The 22,337-nt window shown below is 70.8% G+C and carries 19 protein-coding genes and 1 tRNA gene; 17 read left to right on the forward strand and 3 right to left on the reverse strand.

What is annotated here, in order from left to right; all coding sequences use genetic code 11:
• Positions 1 to 11: 11 nt before the first annotated feature.
• The 13 genes from ABZT18_RS29750 to ABZT18_RS29810 all read left to right on the forward strand — a co-directional run bounded on the left by ABZT18_RS29750 (position 12) and on the right by ABZT18_RS29810 (position 17,197).
• Positions 12 to 1,238 (forward strand): Gfo/Idh/MocA family oxidoreductase, encoded by a 1,227-nt coding sequence (locus ABZT18_RS29750; RefSeq protein WP_354997396.1) that lies wholly within the window; start codon positions 12 to 14, stop codon positions 1,236 to 1,238.
• Between the two features lie 610 nt (positions 1,239 to 1,848).
• Positions 1,849 to 3,015, forward strand: coding sequence for an inositol-3-phosphate synthase (locus tag ABZT18_RS29755; protein WP_354997395.1), 1,167 nt, complete (start codon positions 1,849 to 1,851; stop codon positions 3,013 to 3,015).
• Positions 2,999 to 3,853, forward strand: a complete 855-nt coding sequence (locus ABZT18_RS29760) for an SCO3242 family prenyltransferase (RefSeq protein ID WP_354997394.1) — start codon at positions 2,999 to 3,001, stop codon at positions 3,851 to 3,853. The genes ABZT18_RS29755 and ABZT18_RS29760 overlap by 17 nt, the downstream gene beginning before the upstream one ends.
• The gene (locus tag ABZT18_RS29765) at positions 3,850 to 4,842 is read left to right on the forward strand and encodes a sugar phosphate isomerase/epimerase family protein (RefSeq protein ID WP_354997393.1); all 993 of its coding nucleotides are present in this window, start codon (positions 3,850 to 3,852) and stop codon (positions 4,840 to 4,842) included. Before ABZT18_RS29760 ends, ABZT18_RS29765 begins: the two co-directional genes overlap by 4 nt.
• Before the next feature lie 57 nt (positions 4,843 to 4,899).
• Positions 4,900 to 5,508 carry an EboA domain-containing protein gene (locus ABZT18_RS29770; RefSeq protein WP_354997392.1) on the forward strand — a complete coding sequence of 203 codons (609 nt, stop codon included), beginning with the start codon at positions 4,900 to 4,902 and terminating at the stop codon, positions 5,506 to 5,508.
• Between the two features lies 1 nt (position 5,509).
• Positions 5,510 to 6,367: a TatD family hydrolase gene (locus ABZT18_RS29775; protein ID WP_354997391.1), complete on the forward strand. Its 858-nt coding sequence runs from the start codon at positions 5,510 to 5,512 to the stop codon at positions 6,365 to 6,367.
• The gene (gene eboE, locus ABZT18_RS29780; protein WP_354997390.1) at positions 6,367 to 7,566 is read left to right on the forward strand and encodes a metabolite traffic protein EboE; all 1,200 of its coding nucleotides are present in this window, start codon (positions 6,367 to 6,369) and stop codon (positions 7,564 to 7,566) included. The genes ABZT18_RS29775 and eboE overlap by 1 nt, the downstream gene beginning before the upstream one ends.
• Positions 7,563 to 8,984 carry a nucleotide pyrophosphatase/phosphodiesterase family protein gene (locus tag ABZT18_RS29785; RefSeq protein WP_354997389.1) on the forward strand — a complete coding sequence of 474 codons (1,422 nt, stop codon included), beginning with the start codon at positions 7,563 to 7,565 and terminating at the stop codon, positions 8,982 to 8,984. Before eboE ends, ABZT18_RS29785 begins: the two co-directional genes overlap by 4 nt.
• Complete coding sequence (locus tag ABZT18_RS29790) at positions 8,981 to 10,048, forward strand: polyprenyl synthetase family protein (protein WP_354997388.1); 1,068 nt, start codon at positions 8,981 to 8,983, stop codon at positions 10,046 to 10,048. The genes ABZT18_RS29785 and ABZT18_RS29790 overlap by 4 nt, the downstream gene beginning before the upstream one ends.
• Before the next feature lie 220 nt (positions 10,049 to 10,268).
• Positions 10,269 to 13,121: a PQQ-dependent sugar dehydrogenase gene (locus ABZT18_RS29795; protein ID WP_354997387.1), complete on the forward strand. Its 2,853-nt coding sequence runs from the start codon at positions 10,269 to 10,271 to the stop codon at positions 13,119 to 13,121.
• Between the two features lie 26 nt (positions 13,122 to 13,147).
• On the forward strand, positions 13,148 to 15,262 hold the full coding sequence (locus ABZT18_RS29800) for a ThuA domain-containing protein (RefSeq protein ID WP_355253023.1): 2,115 nt from the start codon (positions 13,148 to 13,150) through the stop codon (positions 15,260 to 15,262).
• A 212-nt stretch (positions 15,263 to 15,474) separates the two neighbouring features.
• Entirely contained in the window at positions 15,475 to 15,978 is a 504-nt protein-coding gene (locus ABZT18_RS29805) for an ATP-binding protein (protein WP_354997385.1), read from the forward strand.
• Positions 15,979 to 16,189: 211 nt separating this feature from the next.
• Positions 16,190 to 17,197, forward strand: coding sequence for a sugar phosphate isomerase/epimerase family protein (locus ABZT18_RS29810; protein WP_354997384.1), 1,008 nt, complete (start codon positions 16,190 to 16,192; stop codon positions 17,195 to 17,197).
• Positions 17,198 to 17,282: 85 nt separating this feature from the next.
• On the opposite strand, the gene ABZT18_RS29815 is transcribed toward ABZT18_RS29810, so the two are convergent.
• The gene (locus ABZT18_RS29815; protein WP_354997383.1) at positions 17,283 to 17,693 is read right to left on the reverse strand and encodes a hypothetical protein; all 411 of its coding nucleotides are present in this window, start codon (positions 17,691 to 17,693) and stop codon (positions 17,283 to 17,285) included.
• A 293-nt stretch (positions 17,694 to 17,986) separates the two neighbouring features.
• Here ABZT18_RS29815 and ABZT18_RS29820 point away from each other — a divergent pair.
• Positions 17,987 to 18,059, forward strand: a tRNA-Asn gene (locus tag ABZT18_RS29820).
• A gap of 92 nt (positions 18,060 to 18,151) precedes the next feature.
• Here ABZT18_RS29820 and ABZT18_RS29825 read toward each other — a convergent pair.
• Positions 18,152 to 18,748 (reverse strand): TetR/AcrR family transcriptional regulator, encoded by a 597-nt coding sequence (locus ABZT18_RS29825; protein WP_354997382.1) that lies wholly within the window; start codon positions 18,746 to 18,748, stop codon positions 18,152 to 18,154.
• Positions 18,749 to 18,847: 99 nt separating this feature from the next.
• Between ABZT18_RS29825 and ABZT18_RS29830 the strand changes: the two genes are divergently transcribed.
• From ABZT18_RS29830 to ABZT18_RS29840, 3 genes are all read left to right on the forward strand, one after another.
• Positions 18,848 to 19,786, forward strand: coding sequence for an ABC transporter ATP-binding protein (locus tag ABZT18_RS29830; protein WP_354997440.1), 939 nt, complete (start codon positions 18,848 to 18,850; stop codon positions 19,784 to 19,786).
• Complete coding sequence (locus ABZT18_RS29835; RefSeq protein ID WP_354997381.1) at positions 19,767 to 20,504, forward strand: ABC transporter permease; 738 nt, start codon at positions 19,767 to 19,769, stop codon at positions 20,502 to 20,504. The genes ABZT18_RS29830 and ABZT18_RS29835 overlap by 20 nt, the downstream gene beginning before the upstream one ends.
• Positions 20,505 to 20,698: 194 nt before the next feature.
• Positions 20,699 to 21,046, forward strand: coding sequence for a MoaD/ThiS family protein (locus tag ABZT18_RS29840; RefSeq protein WP_354997439.1), 348 nt, complete (start codon positions 20,699 to 20,701; stop codon positions 21,044 to 21,046).
• A gap of 15 nt (positions 21,047 to 21,061) precedes the next feature.
• Here the strand turns inward: ABZT18_RS29840 and ABZT18_RS29845 are convergent, their stop codons facing one another.
• Positions 21,062 to 22,141 carry a Glu/Leu/Phe/Val dehydrogenase dimerization domain-containing protein gene (locus ABZT18_RS29845; RefSeq protein ID WP_354997380.1) on the reverse strand — a complete coding sequence of 360 codons (1,080 nt, stop codon included), beginning with the start codon at positions 22,139 to 22,141 and terminating at the stop codon, positions 21,062 to 21,064.
• Between the last annotated feature and the right edge of the window lie 196 nt (positions 22,142 to 22,337).

Below are 22,337 nucleotides of genomic sequence, written 5' to 3' on the forward strand. Positions count from 1 at the left end.
GGAGACCCACCTTGTCCACGACAGACAAAGAACTGCGGGTCGGCATGGTCGGCTACGCGTTCATGGGCGCCGCGCACTCACAGGCGTGGCGCACCGTGAACCGCGTGTACGACCTGCCGGCGCGGGCCCGGATGGCGTTGATCTGCGGTCGAGACACACCGAAGGTGGCAGACGCCGCCGACCGGCTCGGCTGGGACGCGTACACCACGGACTGGCGTGACCTGATCAACCGGGACGACATCGACGTGGTCGACATCTGCACCCCGGGTGACAGTCACGCCGAGATCGCCCTCGCCGCATTGGCTGCCGGCAAGCACGTCCTGTGCGAGAAGCCGTTGGCCAACACGGTGGCGGAGGCACGGGCGATGACCGCTGCGGCGGACGTCGCCCGGGCCGCCGGAGTGCGGTCGATGTGCGGGTTCAACTACCGCCGGGTCCCCGCGGTCACGATGATGCGCCAGATGGTCGCCGACGGACGACTCGGTGTGATTAGACACGTCCGTGCGACGTACCTGCAGGACTGGATCGTGGACCCGCAGTTCCCGCTGGTCTGGCGGTTGCAGAAGGACAGGGCGGGCTCTGGCGCGCTCGGTGACATCGGTGCGCACATCATCGATCTGACCCAGTTCGTCACCGGCCAGCGGATCAGCGGGGTCAGCGCCGTCACCGAGACCTTCGTGAAGGAACGGCCGTTGCCGGCCGGGTCGAGCGGACTGTTGGCCACGGTGGACGGTGGCGGTTCCGTCGACGGTAATGGCGCGGGCACCGGGTTGGTCACCGTCGACGACGCCGCGGTCTTCGTGGCCCGGCTCGACGGTGGCGCCCTGGCCACGTACGAGGCGAGCCGGTTCGCCACCGGCCGCAAGAACGCTCTGCGTGTCGAGATCAACGGCTCGCTGGGCAGCGTGGTCTTCGACCTGGAACGTCTCAACGAACTGGAGTTCTACGACGCCACCCGGCCCGGCTTGGAGCAGGGTTTCAACCGCATCCTGGTGACCGAGGGCGAGCACCCGTACATGTCGGCGTGGTGGCCTCCGGGCCACATCATCGGCTACGAGCACTCGTTCACGCACGAGATGCGCGACTTCATCGAGGCGGTCGCCACCGGCGTCGACCCGGCTCCCTCCTTCGCCGACGGGTTGCAGGTCCAGCTCGTGCTGGACGCGGTGACCCGCTCGGCGGAGTTCGGCTCCTCCTGGACCGAGGTGGAACCGGCGCTGACCGCGGCGGCCGTCTGACCAGTGACCATCCGCGATGGCGGTGTTCGTACCGCCATCGCCCGACCGGCTTTCCGACGCCGACCGGCGAGGGACCGACCGCGGATTGCGCCCCGCGGTCGGGACGAGGTCGGCATCGGAGGGTGTGCAGCCGGGCCGTACGGCCCGGTGGCGCACGAGCAGGACGGTCGTCCGGTGCGACCGGACCGGGATTCCCCGGCCGCACCGGAGGACCGCCACCATTCCGGAGATCCGGAGGACTTGATGGCACGGCACGCCGCTGCCCCCACCCGTACCGCATCCGCTGGCCATCGTCCGGCGAGGCGTGCTCCGGTGGGCGCGGCGGCCTGAGACGCCCGGTCGGGGCACGCCAACGCCCCGGCTGGTCGGTTGCGGGGGAGGCAGGGTCGAGACGCCGACCCGACCCTGCCTACCAAGCCCCGTCTGCCCGCACCCGGACCGGGAGCCGGTCCGGCGTCGTCGCCGCCGACGCCGACGTCGGAAACCGGTGCCGTCCCGGTACGGAGCGGGCGGGCGGGGCCCCGCCACCCAGGCCATATCTTTCCGAAGAATATTCTGATATTCCTATATTTAGCGGTACCGACGTCCCTCCTGAACGGGAAGGAGCACCATGCGAACAGGTGTCTGGCTGGTAGGAGCGCGCGGTTCCGTCGCGACCACCAGCATCGTCGGAGGGCTCGCGCTGCGGGCCGGGCTGGTCGGGCCCACCGGTTGTGTCACCGAGCTGCCCGAGCTGCGCGGTCCCGCCCTGCCGGCCTTCGCCGACCTCGTCTTCGGCGGGCACGACCTGGCCACCACCCCCCTGTGCAAACGCGCCGAGGCGCTGGCCGACGCCGGTGTCGTTCCCTGGCGGCTGGTCGCCGCGCTCCATGACGAGCTCGGCGCGGTCGAGCAGGAGCTGCGCCCCGCACCGGTCGGCGCCACCCAGGCAGATCGGGCCGCCGCCGTGGTGCGCGACCTCACCAGCTTCCGCGAGCGGCACGAGCTGGACCGGGTGGTGGTGGTCAACGTCTCCGCCACCGAGGCGGCCCCCCGACCGCACCCCGGGCACGCCGACCCGGCCGCGCTGCGCGCCGCCCTCGCCGGGCCGGACGAGGTGCTGCCGACCAGCTCCCTCTACGGGTACGCGGCACTGCTGGCCGGCTGCCCCTACGTCGACTTCACCCCGTCCACCGGGCTGCGGCTGCCGGCGCTGGCCGCGCTGGCCGAAGAGGTCCGCCTGCCGTACGCCGGGCACGACGGTAAGACCGGGGAGACCCTGGTCAAGTCGGTGCTCGCGCCGATGTTCGCGATGCGCAACCTGGCCGTGCGCTCCTGGTCCGGGGTCAACCTGCTCGGCGGTGGCGACGGCGCCACCCTCGCCGACCCGGCCGCCAACGCGGCGAAGGTGCAGAGCAAGCAGCGGGTGCTCGGCGAGACGCTGGGCTACGTCCCGCAGGGCGGCACGCGCATCGAGTACGTCGAGGAGTTGGGCGACTTCAAGACCGCCTGGGATCTGATCACCTTCGCCGGTTTCCTCGGCACCGGCATGCGGATGGAGTTCACCTGGCACGGCTGCGACTCAGCGCTGGCCGCGCCGCTGGTGCTCGACCTGGCCCGGCTCACCGCCGCCGCGCACGCCGCCGGGCAGGTGGGGCCGCTGGCCGAGCTGGGCTTCTTCTTCAAGGACCCGCTCGGCTCGCCCACCCACTCGCTGGGCGAGCAGTGGGCCCGGCTGACCGACTTCGCGCGGCTTCTGCACGCCGGCTGGGACGGTGCCCATGGCCACGCTGGCTGACCTCGCCGAGCTGGTCCGGGCGCCGGCCGCGCTCTCGGTGCCCGGTGACGTGATCGCCGGAGCGGCGGCGGCCGGCACGCTGGGCCCGCGTACTCCCGCCCTGGCCGGCGCCTCGGTGCTGCTCTACTGGGCCGGCATGGCCGCCAACGACTGGGCCGACCGGCGCCTGGACGCCGAGGAGCGGCCCGAGCGGCCGATCCCCAGCGGCCGGGTGACTCCGGCCGCCGCGGTCGGTCTCGCAGCCGGCCTCACGGCCGCCGGTGTGGGCCTGGCCGCCGCCGTGGGCGGTCGCCGTGCCGCCGCGCTCGCCGTGCCGCTGGCCGCCACCATCTGGGGGTACGACCTGCTGGCCAAGAACACCGCCGCCGGGCCGGCCGTGATGGCCGCCTGCCGAGGGCTCGATGTGCTGCTCGGCGCGTCCGGCGGCCGGGTGATCCGGGCGTTGCCGGCGGCGGTGACCGTCGCCGCGCACACCTGGACGGTCACCGCGCTGTCCCGCCGGGAGGTCACCGGAGCCGATGCCGCCCTCCCGATGCGCACGCTGGCCGGCACCGCCCTGGTCGCCGCCAGCGCCGCCGTCGCCACCCCTCGCCGTGCTGCCGTGCTGCCCGCCGTGCTGGCCGGGTGGTACGCGGCCCGGTACGGTGCGGCCCAGGTCGAGGTGGTCCGGGACCCGTCGGCGGGGCGGGTGCGCGCCGCGGTCGGCGCCGGGATCACCGGGCTGCCCGCCCTCCAGGGAGCGCTCACTGCCCGGGGCGGAGCCGGCCTGCTCGGGATGGCCGTCGCGGCGGCCGCTCCGCTGGGTCGACGGTTGGCCCGGAAGGTCTCCCCGACATGACCGTTCCACAGCCCCGACCCGCACCGCCGGCGGCCGACGCCACGACGCTGCGCCTCGGGTACGGCACGAACGGCTTCGCCAACCACCGTCTCGACGACGCGCTCGCCGTCCTCGCCGACCTGGGCTACGACGGGGTCGCCCTCACTCTGGACCACGACCATCTGGACCCGTTCGCGCCCGGGGTAACACGCCGGGTCGCCGCCGTCGGCCGACGGTTGAACGCGCTGGGTCTGGCGGTGGTGATCGAGACTGGGGCCCGCTACCTGCTCGACCCGTGGCACAAGCACGCCCCGACGTTCCTGCACGACGACCCGACGCGGCGGATCGAGTTCCTGCGGCGGGCCGTCCGGATCGGCGCCGACCTGGGCGCGGAGGCGGTCTCGTTCTGGGCCGGTGTCCGGCCCGAGGCGGTGTCACCGCAGTGCGCTTGGGACCGGCTGGTGGCCGGCTGTGCCACCGTGGTCGACGCGGCCGACGCCGCTGGCGTCACCCTCGGCTTCGAGCCGGAGCCGGGGATGCTGGTGCAGGACATCGCCGACTGGCGTCGGCTGCACGCCGCCCTCGGCGGCCCGGCCCGCTTCGGCATCACCCTCGACATCGGCCACTGCCGCTGCCTGGAGCCGTGGCCGGTGCCGCAGTGCGTCGCCGAGGTGGCCGGGCACCTGGTCAACGTGCAGATCGACGACATGCGCCGGGGCGTGCACGAGCACCTGGAGTTCGGCGTCGGCGAGATCGACTTCCCGCCGGTGCTGGCGGCCCTGGCGGAAGCCGGCTATCGCGGGCTGGTCGCGGTGGAGTTGCCACGAGACTCGCACGCCGCGCCCGCCGTTGCCGCCCGGTCGATCGAGTTCCTGCGTGCCGCCGCCGCGACTGCGGCGGCCAGCCCGCGGACCACCGAGGACAAGGTGCCCCCAGGCGCCCTTTGCTCTGCTTCAACGGACGCAACAGCGACCGTCCGATATTCGGACAGTGACCGTCGCGTGGGTTGAAGCAGAGCAAAGGGGCGCGCCTGGGGTGCCTGCGTAGCAGCTAGGGGAGGAGACGGGATGACACCGGATTCACTACGGGCCGCGCTGCGAGGCGTACCCGATCCCGATTGGCTCGACACGGCGCTGCGCCGGGTCACGGCCGAGCCCACCGCGATCACCCGGCTCTTTCCCGCCGTCGGCCGGCGTTGCGGCCGGGCCGCGTTGCCCGACGCCCCCGGCTGGACCGCCGACGACGCCGCCCGGGTGCTGCTGCTCACCAGTCTGCCCGGCGACCACGCGGCGTACGCCGAGCGCCTCTACCAGCACGGTGACGCGACCGAGCGGCGAGCCGTGCTGCGGGCCCTGCCGCTGCTGCCGATCGGCGCCGCCGGGGTGCCGCTCCTGCACGACGCCATCCGGACCAACGACACCCGGTTGGTCGCCGCCGCGCTCGGCCCGTACGCCCAGCACCTCGACCCGGCCGCCTGGCGGCAGGCGGTGCTCAAGTGCGTGTTCAGCGGTGTCCCTCTCGCCGTGGTCGCCGACCTGGACGCCCGGGCCGACGGGGAGTTGGCCGCGATGCTGGGCGCGCTGGCCGCCGAGCGGCACGCCGCTGGCCGGGAGTTGCCCGCCGACGCCACCGATCTGCTCGACCGGCTCACCGCCGCACTGCCCCGGGAGGCGTGACATGCGTATTTTCGATCCGCACATCCACATGACCTCACGCACCACCGACGACTACGAACGGATGGCCGCCGCCGGAGTACGCGCCGTGGTGGAGCCGGCGTTCTGGCTGGGGCAGCCGCGCACCAGCGCGGCCTCGTTCACCGACTACTTCGACTCGCTGATCGGGTGGGAGCCGTTCCGGGCCGGTCAGTTCGGGGTGCGCCACTTCGCCACCGTGGCGCTGAACCCCAAGGAGGCCAACGACCCGCGCTGCCGTCCGGTCCTCGACCTGCTGCCCCGCTACCTGGACAAGGACGCGGTGGTGGCGGTCGGCGAGATCGGGTACGACTCGATGACGCCCGAGGAGGACGAGGCGTTCGCGGCGCAGCTCGCCCTCGCGGTGGCGTACGACCTGCCGGCGCTGGTGCACACCCCGCACCGGGACAAGGCGCGCGGCTGCGAGCGGACCCTCGCCGTCGTCACCGAGTCCGGCATCGCGCCGGGCCGCGTGGTGGTCGACCACCTCAACGAGGTGACCGTCAAGCTGGTCCGCGACAGCGGCTGCTGGCTGGGCTTCTCCATCTACCCGGACACCAAGATGACCCCGCAGCGGATGGTGGAGCTGCTGCGGGAGTACGGCACGGAACGGACGCTGGTCAACTCGGCGGCCGACTGGGGACGCTCCGACCCGCTGCTGACCCGGGCCACCGGCGAGGCGATGCTGCTGGCCGGCTTCAGCGACGACGACGTCGACAAGGTGCTGTGGCGCAACCCGGTGGAGTTCTACGGGCAGTCGGGGCGGCTCGACCTCAGCGACCTGGACGTCGCCGTCGCCGTGGACCCGCAGACCGGCAACTCGATCCTGCGCGGTGGCAGCTGATGCGGCTACGACACGCCGGCGGCGACACCGTCCACCTCGGCTACTGCACCAACGTGCACCCCGCCGAGGACCTCGCGGGCATCCTCGGTCAACTGGACACCTACGCCGTGCCGGTCCGTGAGGCGCTCGGCAGCGACCTGCTCGGGCTCGGCCTGTGGCTGGCCGCCCCGGTCGCCGCCGAGCTGGCCGCCGACCCGGCGCTGCGCCGCCGGCTGCGCACCGAGCTGGACGTGCGCGGGCTGGAGGTGGTCACCCTCAACGGCTTCCCGTACGCGGCCTTCCAGGCACCCGTGGTCAAGCACGACGTCTACCACCCCGACTGGACCACCGAGCAGCGGTTGACGTACACCCTGGACCTGGCCCGGGTGCTCGCCGACCTGCTGCCCGACGACGCCGCCCGGGGTTCGATCTCCACCCTGCCGCTGGCCTGGCGGCAGCCGTGGGACACCGAGCGGGCCGACGCCGCCCGACGCCGGCTGGACCAGCTCGCGGCCGGCCTGGCCGCGGTGCAGCGGGACACTGGCCGCGACGTGCGGGTCGGCTTCGAACCGGAACCTGGTTGTGTGGTGGAGAGCACCGACCAGGCAGTTACGTTACTGTCCGGTATGGACACCGAGCGGCTGGGCGTCTGCCTCGATCTCGCTCACCTGGCCTGCGCCTGGGAGGAGCCGGCCGAGGCGCTGGACCGGTTGCGGGCGGCTGGTTTGCCGGTGGTGAAGGTGCAGGTCTCCGCCGCCGTCGAGGCGGCCGACCCGGCGGGCGGGGCCGACGCGTTGCGCCGCTGGGTGGAGCCACGCTTCCTGCACCAGACCCGGGGCGCCGGTTGCGCCGGCCTGGCCGACCCGGCTGACCCGAGGCACGCGGCCGACGACCTGGACGCAGCACTGGATCAGGCGCTGCCCGGCCCGTGGCGGGTGCATTACCACGTGCCCCTGCACGCCCCACCCGAGGAGCCGCTCGGCTCGACCCTGCCGGTCCTGCGCGCGGCCCTGAGAGCGCTCTTCGACGGCCCGACCGCCGGCTGCGACCACCTGGACGTCGAGACGTACACCTGGGGGGTGCTGCCGGCCGCGCGACGGCCCGGCACCGACGTGGAGCTGGCCACCGGCATCGCCGCGGAGCTGACCTTCGCCCGTGACGAGCTGGTCGGCCTCGGCCTGACCGCAGAGCGAACCGTGAGCATGGGAGGGACGCGATGAGCCGGCGACTGGTGGTGCTCGACGTGGTGGGGTTGACCCCGCGACTGCTGAAGCACATGCCCCGGCTGCGGGGCGTCGCCGACGGCGGCTTCCGGGCCGAGCTGGGCACCGTGCTGCCCGCGGTGACCTGCTCGGTGCAGTCCACCTTCCTCACCGGCGAGCCGCCGAGCGGGCACGGGATCGTCGGCAACGGGTGGTATTTCCGGGAGCTGGGTGAGGTGTTGCTGTGGCGGCAGCACAACGCGCTGGTCGGTGGGGAGAAGCTCTGGCAGGCGGCCCGCAAGGCCGAGCCCGGCTACACCGTCGCCAACGTCTGTTGGTGGTACGCGATGGGCGCGGACGTCGACTGGACGGTCACGCCACGCCCCGTCTACTACGCCGACGGGCGCAAGGAGCCCGACTGCTACACCGACCCGCCGGAGCTGCACGACGCGCTGACCGGGCGGCTGGGCACCTTTCCGCTGTTCACCTACTGGGGGCCGACGGCCGGGCTGCCCTCGTCCCGGTGGATCTGCCAGGCGGCCGAGCAGATCCTGGCCGACGTGTCACCCGACCTGACCCTGGTCTACGTCCCGCACCTGGACTACGACCTGCAACGGTACGGCCCGTCGTCGGCCCAGGCCGCCGCTGCCGCAGCCGAGCTGGACGCGGTGCTCGGGCCGCTGCTGGACGCCGCCCGGGCCCGCGACGCCACGGTGGTGGTGCTCTCGGAGTACGGCATCACCGACGTGTCCCGGCCGGTGGACGTCAACCGGCTGCTGCGCGCCGAGGGGCTGCTGCGGGTGCACACCCAGGCCGATATGGAATACCTCGACCCGTGGACGTCGAGGGCGTTCGCGGTGGCCGACCATCAGGTCGCCCACGTCTACGTCCGGGACCCGGCCGACGTGCCGGCGGTGGCGAAGCTCTGCGCCGGGCTACCCGGGGTGGCCGAGGTGCTCGACGCCGACGGTAAGGCCGCGCACGGGCTGGACCATCCACGCGCCGGTGAGCTGGTGTTGGTGGCCGAGCCGGACGCCTGGTTCACGTACTACTACTGGCTGGACGACGCCCGCGCACCGGACTTCGCCCGGCTCGTGGAAATTCATCGGAAGCCAGGTTACGACCCGGCGGAGTTGTTCTTCGACCCGGCAAACCCCGGTGCCGCGAAGGCTCGCGCCGGCGTGGCCCTGGCCCGCAAGAAGCTCGGTATGCGCTACCTGATGAGCGCGGTCGGCCTGGACGCCGGTGCGCGGGCGGTGCGGGGTTCGCACGGGCGACTGCCGACCGACCCGGCGGACGCCCCGGTGCTGCTCTGCTCCGACCCGGCCGCCGCTCGGGAGCGGATCGCGGCCACCGAGGTCAAGGGGCTGTTGCTGGAGCTGGCCGGGCTGAGCCCTGGCGGTACGGACGTGGGTCGGCCGGGTGAGGGGTCATGACGGTCACCGTCGCACCCACCGACACGAGCGGGCTGCGGGCGCGCTTCGACGCGGAGCTGGCCGGGTTCCTCGACCGGCAGGGCCCGGACTGGCCGGACGGCGCGCCGCGCGGCGTGTTCACCGCGCTGCAACGGTTCGTGCTGGCCGGTGGAAAGCGGATACGCCCGCTCTTCTGTTACTGGGGCTGGCGCGGCGCGGGGGCGGCCGACGGCACCCCGATCGTGGTGGCGGCGGCGGCCCTGGAGCTGTTCCACGCGTTCGCGCTGATCCACGACGACATCCTGGACGGCAGCGACCGACGCCGGGGCGAGCCGTCGGTGCACCGGCTCTTCGCCGATCTGCACGCCCGCTCGTCGTGGCGCGGTGACCCCGAGGCGTACGGCCGCAACACCGCGCTGCTCTGCGGGGATCTCTGCGCGGCCTGGTCGGATCAGATGTTCCACGAGTGCGGGCTGAGTGCCGATGCGGTGCACCGGGGGTACGGCGTGTTCGCGCTGATGCGTACCGAGGTGATCGCGGGTGAATACCTGGACCTGGTCTCGGGCGTGGGTGACGGCTCGGTGGCCAGCGCGCTCACCGTGATCCGGATGAAGGCCGCCCGGTACACGGTCACCCGCCCGCTGCAGATCGGCGCGGCCCTGGCCGGCGCGGGGCCGGAGTTGATCGCCGCGTTGGGCGAGTTCGGTGACCCGCTGGGCGACGCGTTCCAGCTCCGCGATGATGTGCTGGGTGTCTTCGGGGACCCGGCGGTCACCGGCAAGTCGGTCCTGGACGACCTGCGTGAGGGCAAGCCCACGGTCATGATGGCGCTGGCCCGCAGCGCCGCCGACCGACCGCAGACCACCCGGCTGCGGGAGCTGTTCGGCAACCCGACGTTGGACGCCGAGGGCGCAGCGGAGCTGCGGAGCATCATCGAGGCGACCGGCGCCCGGGAGCGGATCGAGCAGATGATCCGGGTCCGGACCGAGGCGGCGCTCGCCTCGTTGCAGAGCGCGATGGTGGCCGACGAGGCCCGCTCGGCGCTGGTTGCGCTGGCCGCGCAGGCGATCGACCGCCGCGCCTGACCGGCAACTTTTAACCAGATCGACAAAAGTTGATGCTGGATCGCCGGAAGGTATGGACACATTGACACTCGCAACTTAGTGTCGTGACCAACACGACATTGTTTCGTCGAGGTGAACCGGCGGCGCGGCAACCCATCGACCCCCACCATCACCGCTACGGCATCCGGCGCGACGGCGCGCGCCCGGCCTGGCAGTCATTCGTCAGGAAAGGGCAGCACACATGTCCATGAAGGACGCTCCCACACGTCGATCCCGACGATGGTTCTCCGCCGGTTCAGCAGCGTTGCTGGTGGCCGCGGCCGGCACGGTCGCACTCGGTGCCGGTTTGACCCCGGCGCAGGCGCACCCGATCAACGCGACCGACTTCCAGCAGGTCGAGCTCGCCCGTGGCGTGACCGACATGGGTGAGCCGATGTCGCTGGCGGTGCTACCGGACCGCTCGGTCCTGCACACCGCTCGCAACGGCACCCTGCGCCGCACCGACGCCAACGGCACCACCTCCGTGATCGGCACGCTGGCGGTCTACAACCACGACGAGGAGGGGCTGCAGGGCGTCGGGGTCGACCCGAGCTTCGCCAGCAACCGGCAGATCTTCCTCTACTACGCCCCGCCGCTGTCCACCCCCGCCGGTGACGCGCCAGCCACCGGCACCGACTTCTCGGCCTGGAACGGCGTCAACCGGCTCTCCCGGTTCACCCTCAACGCCGACTTCACGATCAACCAGGCGAGCAAGGTCGACGTGCTCGACGTCCCGGCCAGCCGCGGCCTGTGCTGCCACGTCGGTGGGGACATCGACTTCGACGCCGCCGGCAACCTCTTCCTCTCCACCGGCGACGACACCAACCCGTTCGAATCGGCTGGCTACTCACCGCTGGACGAGCGGACCAACCGCAACCCGGGGTACGACGCGCAGCGCAGCGCCGGCAACACCAACGACCTGCGGGGCAAGATCCTGCGGATCAAGGTGAACGCCAACGGCACGTATTCCATCCCGGCCGGCAACCTTTTCGCGCCGGGCACGGCCAAGACGCGGCCGGAGATCTACGCGATGGGGTTCCGCAACCCGTTCCGGATCAGCGTGGACAAGGCCACCGGTGTCGTCTACGTCGGTGACTACGGGCCGGACGCCGGCACCACCAGCGCCACTCGCGGGCCGTCCGGCCAGGTCGAGTTCAACCGGGTCGCCGCGCCGGGCAACTACGGCTGGCCGTACTGCACCGGCACCAACACCTCCACCGAGACGTACAACGAGTGGGACTTCGCCGCCAACACCAGCGGTGCGAAGTACAACTGCACCGGCGGGCCGACCAACAACTCGTTCCGCAACACCGGCCTCACCACCCTGCCGCCCGCCCAACCGGCCTGGATCCGGTACGCAGGCGACGCCGGCACCCCGACCGAGTTCGGCGGCGGCTCCGAGTCCCCGATGGGGGGCCCGGTCTACCGGTACAACGCCTCGTCGACCTCCACCACCAAGTTCCCGCAGTCCTTCGACGGGCAGTTCTTCGCCACCGAGTTCGGCCGAGGCTGGATCAAGCCGATCCACGTCAACTCCGACGGCTCCCGGGGCGCCATCGACACCTTCCCCTGGGTCGGCAAGCAGGTGATGGACTCGGCGTTCGGCCCGGACGGTGCCTACTACGTGCTCGACTACGGCACCGGCTACTTCAACGGCGACGCCAACTCGGCGCTCTACCGCTTCGACTACGTCGGCGGCGGCAACCGGGCACCGACCGCGGTGGCCAGCGCCAACCGGACCTCCGGTGCCGCCCCGCTCGCGGTGACCTTCTCCTCGGCCGGCTCGTCCGATCCCGACGGCGGTGCGCTGACGTACTCGTGGAACTTCGGCGACGGGACCACCTCGACCGCGGCCAACCCGTCGAAGACCTACACCGCCAACGGCAGCTACACCGCCACGCTGACGGTGCGTGACCCGCAGGGCGCCACCGGCAGCAGCAGTGTGCAGATCAGCGTCGGCAACACCGCGCCCACGGTGACCATCAACAACCCCGGCAACGGTCAGCTGTTCAGCTTCGGTGACACGGTCCCGTTCAGCATCACGGTGACCGACCCGGAAGACGGCACGATCGACTGCACGAAGGTCAAGATGACCTACGTGCTCGGGCACGACCAGCACGGGCACCAGATCACCTCGAAGACCGGCTGCTCGGGCACGATCACCATCCCGGTCGACGGTGAGCACGACGACGCGGCGAACATCTTCGCGATCTTCGACGCCGAGTACACCGACGCCGGTGGTCTGACCACGCACACCCAGCACACGCTGCCACCGAGGCACCGGCAGGCCGAGTTCTTCGGCACCTCGTCCGGGATCAACGTGTTCAGCAAGGCCACGGCCGAGGGCGGCAAGACCGTCGGTGACATCAACAACGGCGACTGGATCGCGTTCCAGCCGTACCGGCTGGGCAACGTCACCTCGTTCAACGCCCGGGTCTCCTCGGCGGGTGCCGGTGGCACCCTCCAGGTCCGGGCGGGCTCGGCCACCGGCACGGTGCTCGGCTCGGCCACGGTCGCCGTGACGGGCAGCTGGGACACCTTCGCCACGGTGACCGGGACGATCACCAGCCCGCCGACCGGCACGACCACGCTCTACCTGACCTTCGCCGGGTCGGGCACCGGGGCGCTCTACGACGTGGACGCGTTCACCTTCGTCACGGGGACCCCCACCGGCGGGAGCGGCCCGATCAAGGGTCTGGGCGGCAAGTGCCTGGACGTGCGTAGCGCCGCCACCGCCGACGGCACCCAGATCCAGATCTACACCTGCAACGGCAGTGCGGCGCAGAACTGGGCGGTCACCCCGAACTCCACGATCAAGTCGTTGGGCAAGTGCCTGGACGTCTCGGGTGGTGGCTCTGCCGACGGCACCAAGATCCAGCTCTACACCTGCAACGGGACCGGGGCGCAGAACTGGTCCGCACAGGCCGACGGCACGGTACGCAACGCGGCGTCCAGCAAGTGCCTCGACGTCTCCGGCAACAACTCCGCCGACAGCACGGTGGTCCACCTCTGGACCTGTACCGCCGCCGCCAACCAAAAGTGGATCCTGCCCTGAGCCTGAACCGCCTTTAGGAGAGCGATATGCGCAGAATTCTGCGACCCGTCCTCGGTGCGGGCCTGGCCGCCCTCGCCGTCATCGCCTGCACCACCCCGGCCAGCCCGGCCAGCGCCGCCGACGCCCCGTACGACGTGCTGGTCTTCTCCAAGACCGCCGGCTTCCGGCACGACGCGATCCCGGTCGGCATCCAGGCCATCCGCGACCTGGGCGCGGCGAACAACTTCACCGTCACCGCCACGGAGGACGCCGCCACGTTCACCACCGGCAACCTCGCCCAGTACGAGGCGGTCGTCTTCCTCAACACCACCGGCGACGTGCTCAACGCCAGCCAACAGACCGCGTTCGAGTCGTACATCGGCTCGGGTCGTGGGTATGTGGGTGTGCACGCGGCCTCCGACACCGAGTACGACTGGCCGTTCTACGGCAACCTCGTGGGCGCCTGGTTCGCCTCGCACCCTGCGATCCAGCAGGCCAACATGAAGGTGGAGGACCGGGGGCACGCCGCGACCGCGCACCTGCCGCAGACCTGGACCCGCACCGACGAGTGGTACAACTACCGGACCAACGCCCGGTCGACCGCCCACGTGCTGGCCACTCTGGACGAGTCGTCGTACTCCGGTGGCGGGATGGGCGCCGACCACCCGCTCAGCTGGTGCAAGAGCTACAGCGGCGGCCGGTCCTTCTACACCGGTGCAGGGCACACCCAGGCGTCGTACGCGGAGCCGGCGTTCCGGGCGCATCTGCTCGGCGGCATCCGGTACGCCTCCGGTCGGAGCAAGGCCGACTGCCGGCCCGAGACCGGCTACACCCCGATCTTCAACGGCTCGACGACCGGCTGGTCGCAGGCCGGCCCGGGCAGCTTCAGCAACTCCGACGCCACCCTGACCTCGGTGGGCGGCATGGGGCTGTACTGGTACAACGCCAAGCAGTTCACCAACTACTCGTTGAAGATGGACTGGCGGCTCGCCGGCGACGACAACTCCGGTGTGTTCATCGGGTTCCCGCCGTCGAGTGATCCGTGGTCCGCGGTGGACAACGGTTACGAGATCCAGATCGACGCCACCGACGCCGCAGACCGCACGACCGGCTCGGTCTACACCTTCAAGTCCGCCGACATCGCGGCCCGCGACGCGGCGCTCAACGCGCCGGGGGAGTGGAACACCTACGAGCTGTTGGTCGAGGGCGAGCGGCTGCAGATCTTCCTCAACGGGGTGAAGATCAACGACTTCACCAACACCAACCCGGTCCGTTCGCTGGCCGGCCACATCGGCATCCAGAATCACGGCACCGGTGACGACGCCTCGTTCCGCAACATCCGGATCAAGGAGTTGGGCACCACGCCACCGCCGACCGGGAACACCACGATCCAGGCCGAGGCGTTCAGCTCGGCCAACGGGGTCACCCCGTTCGCCAAGGCGGGCGCCAACGGTGGGCAGACCATCGGCTACATCGACCCGGGCGACTGGGCCGCGTACAACGGCGTCAACCTGACCGGGGTCACCTCGTTCACCACCCGGGTCGTCTCCGGCGGAGCGGGTGGCACCGTCCAGGTGCGCACCGGCTCGGCCACCGGCCCGGTGCTCGGCTCGGTCGCGGTGCCGAACACCGGCAGTTGGACGACCTTCGCCAACGTCACCACCACGCTGTCCGGCGTCCCGTCCGGCACCCAGAACCTCTATCTCACCTTCACCGGTAGCGGCACGGGGCTCTTCGACGTGGACGACTTCACCCTGGTCAAGGGGGGTGGTGGCACTCCCGGGGTCGGCCCGATCAAGGGGCTGGCCGGCAAGTGTCTGGACGTCCGCAGCGGCGGCACCGCCGACGGCACCCAGATCCAGATCTACACCTGCAACGGCGGAACGGCGCAGAGCTGGATCGTGACGCCGAACTCGACGATCAAGGCGCTCGGCAAGTGCCTGGACGTCTCGGGCAGCGGCACCGCCGACGGCACCAAGATCCAGCTCTGGACCTGCAACGGCACCGGTGCGCAGAACTGGGCGGCCCAGGCCGACGGCACCCTGCGCAACACGTCCTCGGGCAAGTGCCTGGACGTCTCCGGGAACAACTCGGCGGACAGCACGGTCGTGCACCTCTGGACCTGCCTCAACGCGGCCAACCAGAAGTGGACGCTGCCCTGACCGTCTGAGCCTCGCCGTCGCGGCCCACCCCCCGCGGCGGCGAGACTCGGGAGCGGTGTCATCCGCGAGCGTTATACCTGTGAGTCATAGATATGACCCACAGGTATAACGCTCGCACCGCTATGTCCGCCGACGCTCAGACGTCGCCCGTGGCGCGCGACCCACGGACGCCCGCAGACCAGCTCACAGCCGGCTGCCGTACCTTGACCGGCATGGGGCAGTTCGCGCAGTGGCGCGGGATGGTGCGGGCGCAGGGGCACCGGCTGCGTGCTGCGCTGCGCCGGGCCGAGGAGCCCGACGATTCGTCCGAGCCGGCGCCCAGTCTCAATCGCCTCGGCGCGCTGGTGGAGGGCTTCGCCGCGGGCCAACCGGTGCGCTGGAAGCTGGCCGGGCCGCCCCGGCCGCTGCCCGGCCCGGTCGACGCCGTGGCGTACCGGATCATCGAGGAATCGCTGACCAACGCGTGCCGGTACGCCCCGGGCGCGCCGGTCGCGGTTCGTCTGCGCTACGACCCCACGGGCATCACCATCGAGGTACGCGACGAGGGCGCTGGTCCCGCACCGTCGGGCGGAGGCAGCCAGGGTGCCGGCCGGGGCCTGCTCGGGGTACGCAGGCGTGCCGAGCGGCTCGGCGGCACGTTCTCCGCCGGCCCGCGCGCCGGTGGCGGCTTCACCGTGCGAGCCGTCCTGCCCGCGCCCGAGGAGATGGCCGAATGACGATCTGGCTGCGGGGCTTTCGCGATGGGGTGCTGCGGAAATAGGGTGAGGGCGGCGACCGTGCTGGTGGCCGGTGACCCGGTGGGAGGCGCAACCCGCCGGGCCCAGGTGTGTTCCGCACCCACCGGTGACCGCCCCGGCGTCGCGTACGTCCGGTCACCCTCGCCCTGGTCCGCACATGGAATCCCCATCACAACAGGGGAGAAGGACAATGGCGCGACCCATCACGCTCTTCACCGGCCAGTGGGCCGACCTTCCGTTCGAGGAGGTCTGCCGGCTCGCCTCCGAGTGGGGCTATGACGGTCTGGAGATCGCCTGCTGGGGCGACCACTTCGAGGTCGACAAGGCGCTCGCCGACGACTCGTACGTCGAGCGCAAGCGGGAGACCCTCGCGAAGCACAACCTTGAGGTCTTCACGATCTCCAACCATCTCGTCGGTCAGGCGGTCTGTGATCACCCGATCGACGAGCGGCACCAGGACATCCTGCCCGGTCGGATCTGGGGCGACGGGGAGCCCGAGGGTGTCCGCCAGCGGGCAGCCGAGGAGATCAAGGACACCGCGCGGGCGGCCGCGAAGCTCGGGGTGAAGACGGTCGTCGGCTTCACCGGTTCGTCGATCTGGCACACCCTGGCGATGTTCCCGCCGGTGCCGCCGTCGATGATCGAGCGCGGTTACCAGGACTTCGCCGACCGGTGGAACCCGATCCTCGACGTGTTCGACGAGGTGGGGGTGCGGTTCGCGCACGAGGTGCACCCCAGCGAGATCGCGTACGACTACTGGACGACGAAGCGCACGCTGGATGCGATCGGCAACCGGCCCGCGTTCGGGCTCAACTGGGACCCGTCGCACTTCGTCTGGCAGGAACTGGACCCGGTGAACTTCATCTTCGACTTCGCCGACCGGATCTACCACGTGGACTGCAAGGACGCCAAGGTGCGGACCGGGGACGGCCGGCGCGGTCGGCTCGCCTCGCACCTGCCCTGGGCCGACCTGCGTCGTGGGTGGGACTTCGTCTCCACGGGCCACGGCGACGTGCCATGGGAGGACTGCTTCCGCGCGTTGAACGCGATCGGCTACACCGGCCCGATCTCGATCGAGTGGGAGGACGCCGGGATGGACCGGCTGGTCGGTGCCCCGGAGGCGTTGCAGTTCGTCCGTCGGCTCGCCTTCGACGCTCCGAGCGCCGCCTTCGACGCGGCGTTCAGCAGCAAGGGCTGACGGCTCCTGGGTAGGCGGTCACCCGCACCCGGACAGACCACGGGCCGGTCGCCCTGCGGCGACCGGCCCGTCGACGTGCGATTGGTCAGAGCGTGCTGGCGTTCGTGCCCGAGCCGGACGGCTTGGTGCGGGGGTTGGTGGACGACGGCGACCCGGAGGTCGTGCCGACCGTGCTGGTGTTCGCCTTGGCGCCCATGGTGGCGGGCGTGCCGGCGAACGCGTCGTCGGCGGCGGTCAGCTCCTGCTTGTCAGTGCTGCCGTTGCCGTTGCCGTTGCCCAGCTTCTCGCCCAGTTTGGTCTGGCCGAGCTTGTCCTTGCCCTCGCTGTAGAACTTGTTGGCCTGGGCCTGCGCGACCCCGGCCGCCTCTTGGACGGTCGGGTGGTCGAGCACCTTGCGGCCCCGGACCACGAGCTCTTCGTACTTTTCCCGGCCGGCACGGGCGCCCAGGACGAATCCCGCAGCCAGCCCGCCAAGAAACATGATCTTTCCGCGCATGGCGGCTCCTTCCGTACCTGACGCGCCGTCGCCCCGGTAAGTTGCCCCGCCGGGAGCGACCAAATCGCGCCTGCGTCCTCTGTCCGCAGCTAACTACCCATCCTGCTCTCCACTCAAGCATCCTTGTGCCAGGATGACGATTTACCCCAATTGTCAAGGCACCGCGGCCCTGACCTGCGCGCCTTGATCATGGTGGGGGTGGGCTGCAACCCACTGGACCGCCACCCGGGAATGTCCTGTACTCTTGTCCCGTCGCACGGCGTCGGCGAGATCCGGAGTCGCGCGGTGCACGATCCCCTGTAGCTCAATTGGCAGAGCAGCCGGCTGTTAACCGGCAGGTTATTGGTTCGAGTCCAATCGGGGGAGCTTTCCTCGCAGGTAAGGGGCCACTTCGGTGGCCCCTTACTGCTGTGCCGGCCCGGACGGGTCGGATGGAGAGATCACGGCGGCCCCAGGTGTCAGTGGGGGCGGGTAGGCCGGTCCGAGTCAGCGATCGCCGCCAGGCCGACGGCGTACAGGTCGGCCGGCACGGCCTCGGGGTCGATGAGGTGCTGGAGGCTCACGCCGATCTCCAGGGCCAGCACGAGAGCCGCGAGTTGTTCGGGCGGCAGTGCCGGTTGGCCGTCGGCCTGTTCGGCGATCTGTTTGGCGGTCTCCTCGCGGGCGGTACGCAACCACTGGGCCACGGTGTCCCCGGCGGCCGGGTTCCGCATGCTGTACAGCCAGAACTCGACGAAGGCCATGGCGAACCGGCGATGCTCGGGCAGCAGGATGTTGAAGCCGTACGCCTCACCGATCCGGTGCAGCGCGTCGGAGACGCTGCCGGCTGTGGGCACGTGGTCATCGGCGTTGCGACCCGCCAGGATCTCGTCCACGAGACCGGTCTTGCCGTCGAAGTTCGCGTAGATCGCGCCCTTGGTCAGCCCGGCCTCGGCGGCCACGTCGTCGAGTGAGGTCTGGTGGATCCCGCGCTCCGCGAACAGTCGCTCCGCCGCGCTGAGCAGGAGTTGACGTGTGCGCTGCTGCTGCTGCGTCCGGGTCAGTCGTTGCGCCATGGCGTCGATCCTTTCATATCCCGCACCTTGACATTCCTCCGAGTATCAGGATACTCAGGAGAATTCGAGTACTCTCGGGTATCTGAAGGAGGCGGGATGCTGCTGCAGATCGACGATCTGACCAAGGTGTACCGGCGGGGGGTGAAAGCCAACGATCGGTTGTCACTGCAGGTCGATGAGGGTGAGGTGCTCGCCCTGCTCGGTCACAACGGCGCCGGCAAGACCACGCTGCTCAGTCAGGTCGCCGGCCTGGTCAAGCCCACCGAGGGTCGGATCCGGCTGGACGGCCGCGACGTCGTGAAGGATCCGGCGTTCGCCCGGCGGGCCTGTTCCCTGCAACCCCAGACCCACGCACCGTTGACCGGGGTCACCCCGCGCCAGGCGATCGACACGCTGGGCCGGATCCGCGGCGGGTCCCGGCAGCAGGTCCGCGAGCGGCTGGCCCACCTGGTGACCGCCCTCGACATCGGCGAGTGGGTCGATGTGCCGGGCGAGCGCCTGTCCGGTGGGGTTCGCCGGCTGACCGCGTTCGCCATGGCCGTCGTCGAGCCGGGCCGCCTGGTGATGCTGGACGAGCCGACCAACGACGTCGACCCGGTGCGGCGGCGGCTGATGTGGCAGGAGATCCGGCGCCTGGCGGCCGGCGGCTGCGCGATCGTCCTGGTCACGCACAACGTGGCCGAGGCGGAGCGCAGCGTGGACCGCATCATGGTGCTCGACCACGGCCGGATCGCGTCCGCCGGCACCCCTGCGGAGCTGCGGGTTCGCGCTTCCGGAGACCTGCTGCTGGACCTCACGCTGGCCAAGGGTGAGGCTCCGGCCCTGCCGGCCTGGGCCGGCTCTCCCACCAAGTCCGGGACCCGCATGGTGGTGCCCGTGGCCACCGCGTCCGCGCAGGAGGCGGTCGAGTGGGCCCAGCTCCTGCTCGCCTCCGAGGCGATCGTGCAGTTCGCTCTCAACCCGATCAGCCTGGAGGACATCTACGTCGGGCTGACGACGACCGCCGGGGAGGCCGACGATGTTTCAGTGGCTGCGTAGTTACCTGCTGCTGCTGCGCTGGAGCATTCTCCGGCTCAAGTACATGCTCCCGCTGATGCTGATCATCCAGACCATGCTCGCGGTCGGCATCGTGATCGGCTTCTCGTTCCTGTTGCCGGAGGTCGACAAGAACACCGCCCTCTACCTGGCGACCGGCGCTCCCACGCTGGGTCTGATCACTGTCGGCATGGTCCTCGCCCCGCAGATGATCGCCCAGGCGAAGACCGAGGGGACCTTCGAGTACAACCGCACGCTCCCGGTGCCCCGGTCGGCGATCCTGGCGGCCGACGTCAGCATCTGGCTGGGCACGTCCCTGCCGGGTCTGGCGCTGGCGCTGCTGACCGCGACGCTGCGTTTCGACATCGAGCTCGACATCAGCCCGGCGGTCGTGCCGGCGATCCTGCTCGTCGCCCTCACCGCGACCGCCATCGGCTATGCGATCGCCTATGCCGCGCCCGCCGCGCTCGCCAGCCTGATCGCTCAGTTGATCGTCTTCATCGCGCTGATGTTCTCGCCGATCAACTTCCCGGCCGACCGGTTGCCCGGCTGGCTGCAGACGGTGCACGAGGTACTCCCATTCCAATACATGGCAGACGCCGTGCGCAGCACACTGGCGGTGCCGGCCGGCGGGATCAGCGTCACGCCGTTTGTCGTCCTCTCCGTATGGTGCGTGGCTGGCCTGGCCATCACCCTGCAGATCATGACGCGCCGGCCGTGACCGGCTGACCAAATTGCCGACCGGGCGGCCTTCGACAGCGGAGGCCGCCCGTTTGCTTTCGTGGGCGCCGATCAGGCTAGCCGAATGGCTAGAGTTCACCCCGGACGGATCAATGGGACACTTCCAGAGCAATGAAATACGCGTTTCGCATTCCCCGCGCGCAGGAATCGAACGATTTCCAGGAGCGTGTCGTCATGCCTGTCGAAGTGCATATTCCCTCGATGCTTCGAGGTTGTACCAACGGCGCCCGGACAGTGCGGGGATCAGGCGGCACCCTCGCCGATCTGCTGGTCGATCTGGAGGCCCGCCATGCCGGCGTCCGCAGCTTGATGATCACTGAGGACGGTGCGCTCCACCGCAGACTGCTCGTGTATGTCAATGACCGGGAAGTCCGCGGCGTCGGCGGATTGCAGGCCGTCATCCAGGACGGCGACATCGTGACGATCAGCCCGGCGCTGGCCGGCGGCGCGCTGGGCTTCGCCGCCGCGGCCGCCCTGACCGGGCGGTGGACCACCGCGACGGCGGTTCCGGAACGCAGGTGAGAGCACCGCTGCCGGTCACGGCAGGTACAGGCTGCGCAGCCTGCCGACCTCGGCCATCCGGCGCTCGGCCAGCCAGGCGGCGGCTGCGCCGGGCGCGATCCCCTCGGACTCGGCCAGCCGGATGATCTGCTGCGTCGTGTCGAAGATGCGGGTCACCCGCAGCTTGGCCCGCTCGAGGTCGAAGCCGCCGATCTCGTCGGCGACCTGGATGACACCGCCGGCGTTGACCACGTAGTCGGGTGCGTAGAGGATGCCGCGGTCGACGAGCAGCTTGTCGACGCCCGGGTGGGCGAGCTGGTTATTGGCCGCGCCGGCGACCACCTTGGCCCGCAGTACGGACACCGTCTCGTCGTCCAGGGCGCCGCCGAGTGCGCACGGGGCGTACACATCGATGTCGGATGCGATCAGGGCGGCGGCGTCGTCGACCAGGTCGACCTGGGGATACGTGTCTCGGGCCCAGGACAGCGCGCGTTCGTCGACGTCGGTGGCGACCACGGACGCCCCGTCGTCGAGCAGATGGGCCGTCAGGTGCTTGCCAACCTTGCCGAGGCCCGCCACACCGATCCGGCGACCGGCGAGCGACGGCGAACCCCAGACGTGCTCGGCAGCGGCCCGCATGCCCTGGAACACGCCCCAGGCGGTGAGGATCGACGAGTCGCCGGCGCCGCCGTGCTCGACGCTGCGGCCGATGACGAAGCGCGTCTCGCGGGCCACGAGGTCCATGTCGGCGACGTACGTGCCGACGTCACAGGCGGTGTAGTAGCGGCCGTTCAGGGACTGGACGAACCGGCCGTACGCGCGCAGCAGGGCCTCGCTCTTGATCTCCTGAGGATCGCCCCAGATGACCGCCTTGCCGCCGCCCAGGTCGAGCCCCGCCAGAGCGTTCTTGTAGGCCATGGCGCGGGACAGCTCGAGTACGTCGCGAACGGCGTCGTCCTCGCCGGCGTAGGGGTAGAAGCGGGTGCCGCCCAGGGCCGGGCCCAGCACCGTGGAGTAGATCCCGATGATCGCCCGCAGCCCGGTGTGCTTGTCCTGGCAGAACACGAGCTGCTCGTGGCCGGAATCCAGCCCGGACATGTCGCCGAATACTCCCATGACTCACTCCCGTGTGTTGTGCGGCGTGAGTGTCTCACTATGCCCAATCGTCCGGGGTCGGCGTCAATATAGCCGATCGGATACTTGTAGCCACACGGCCCTGGCCGGTCCGCGCCGATCGGGTATGGCCACAGTGACCGTACCTGGGGGCACCCTTTCGCCATAGAGTGGGACGCGATTCCTCTGGCGAGAGCCG

The sequence above is a fragment of the Micromonospora sp. NPDC005291 genome (assembly GCF_040607415.1).
GTDB lineage: Bacteria > Actinomycetota > Actinomycetes > Mycobacteriales > Micromonosporaceae > Micromonospora.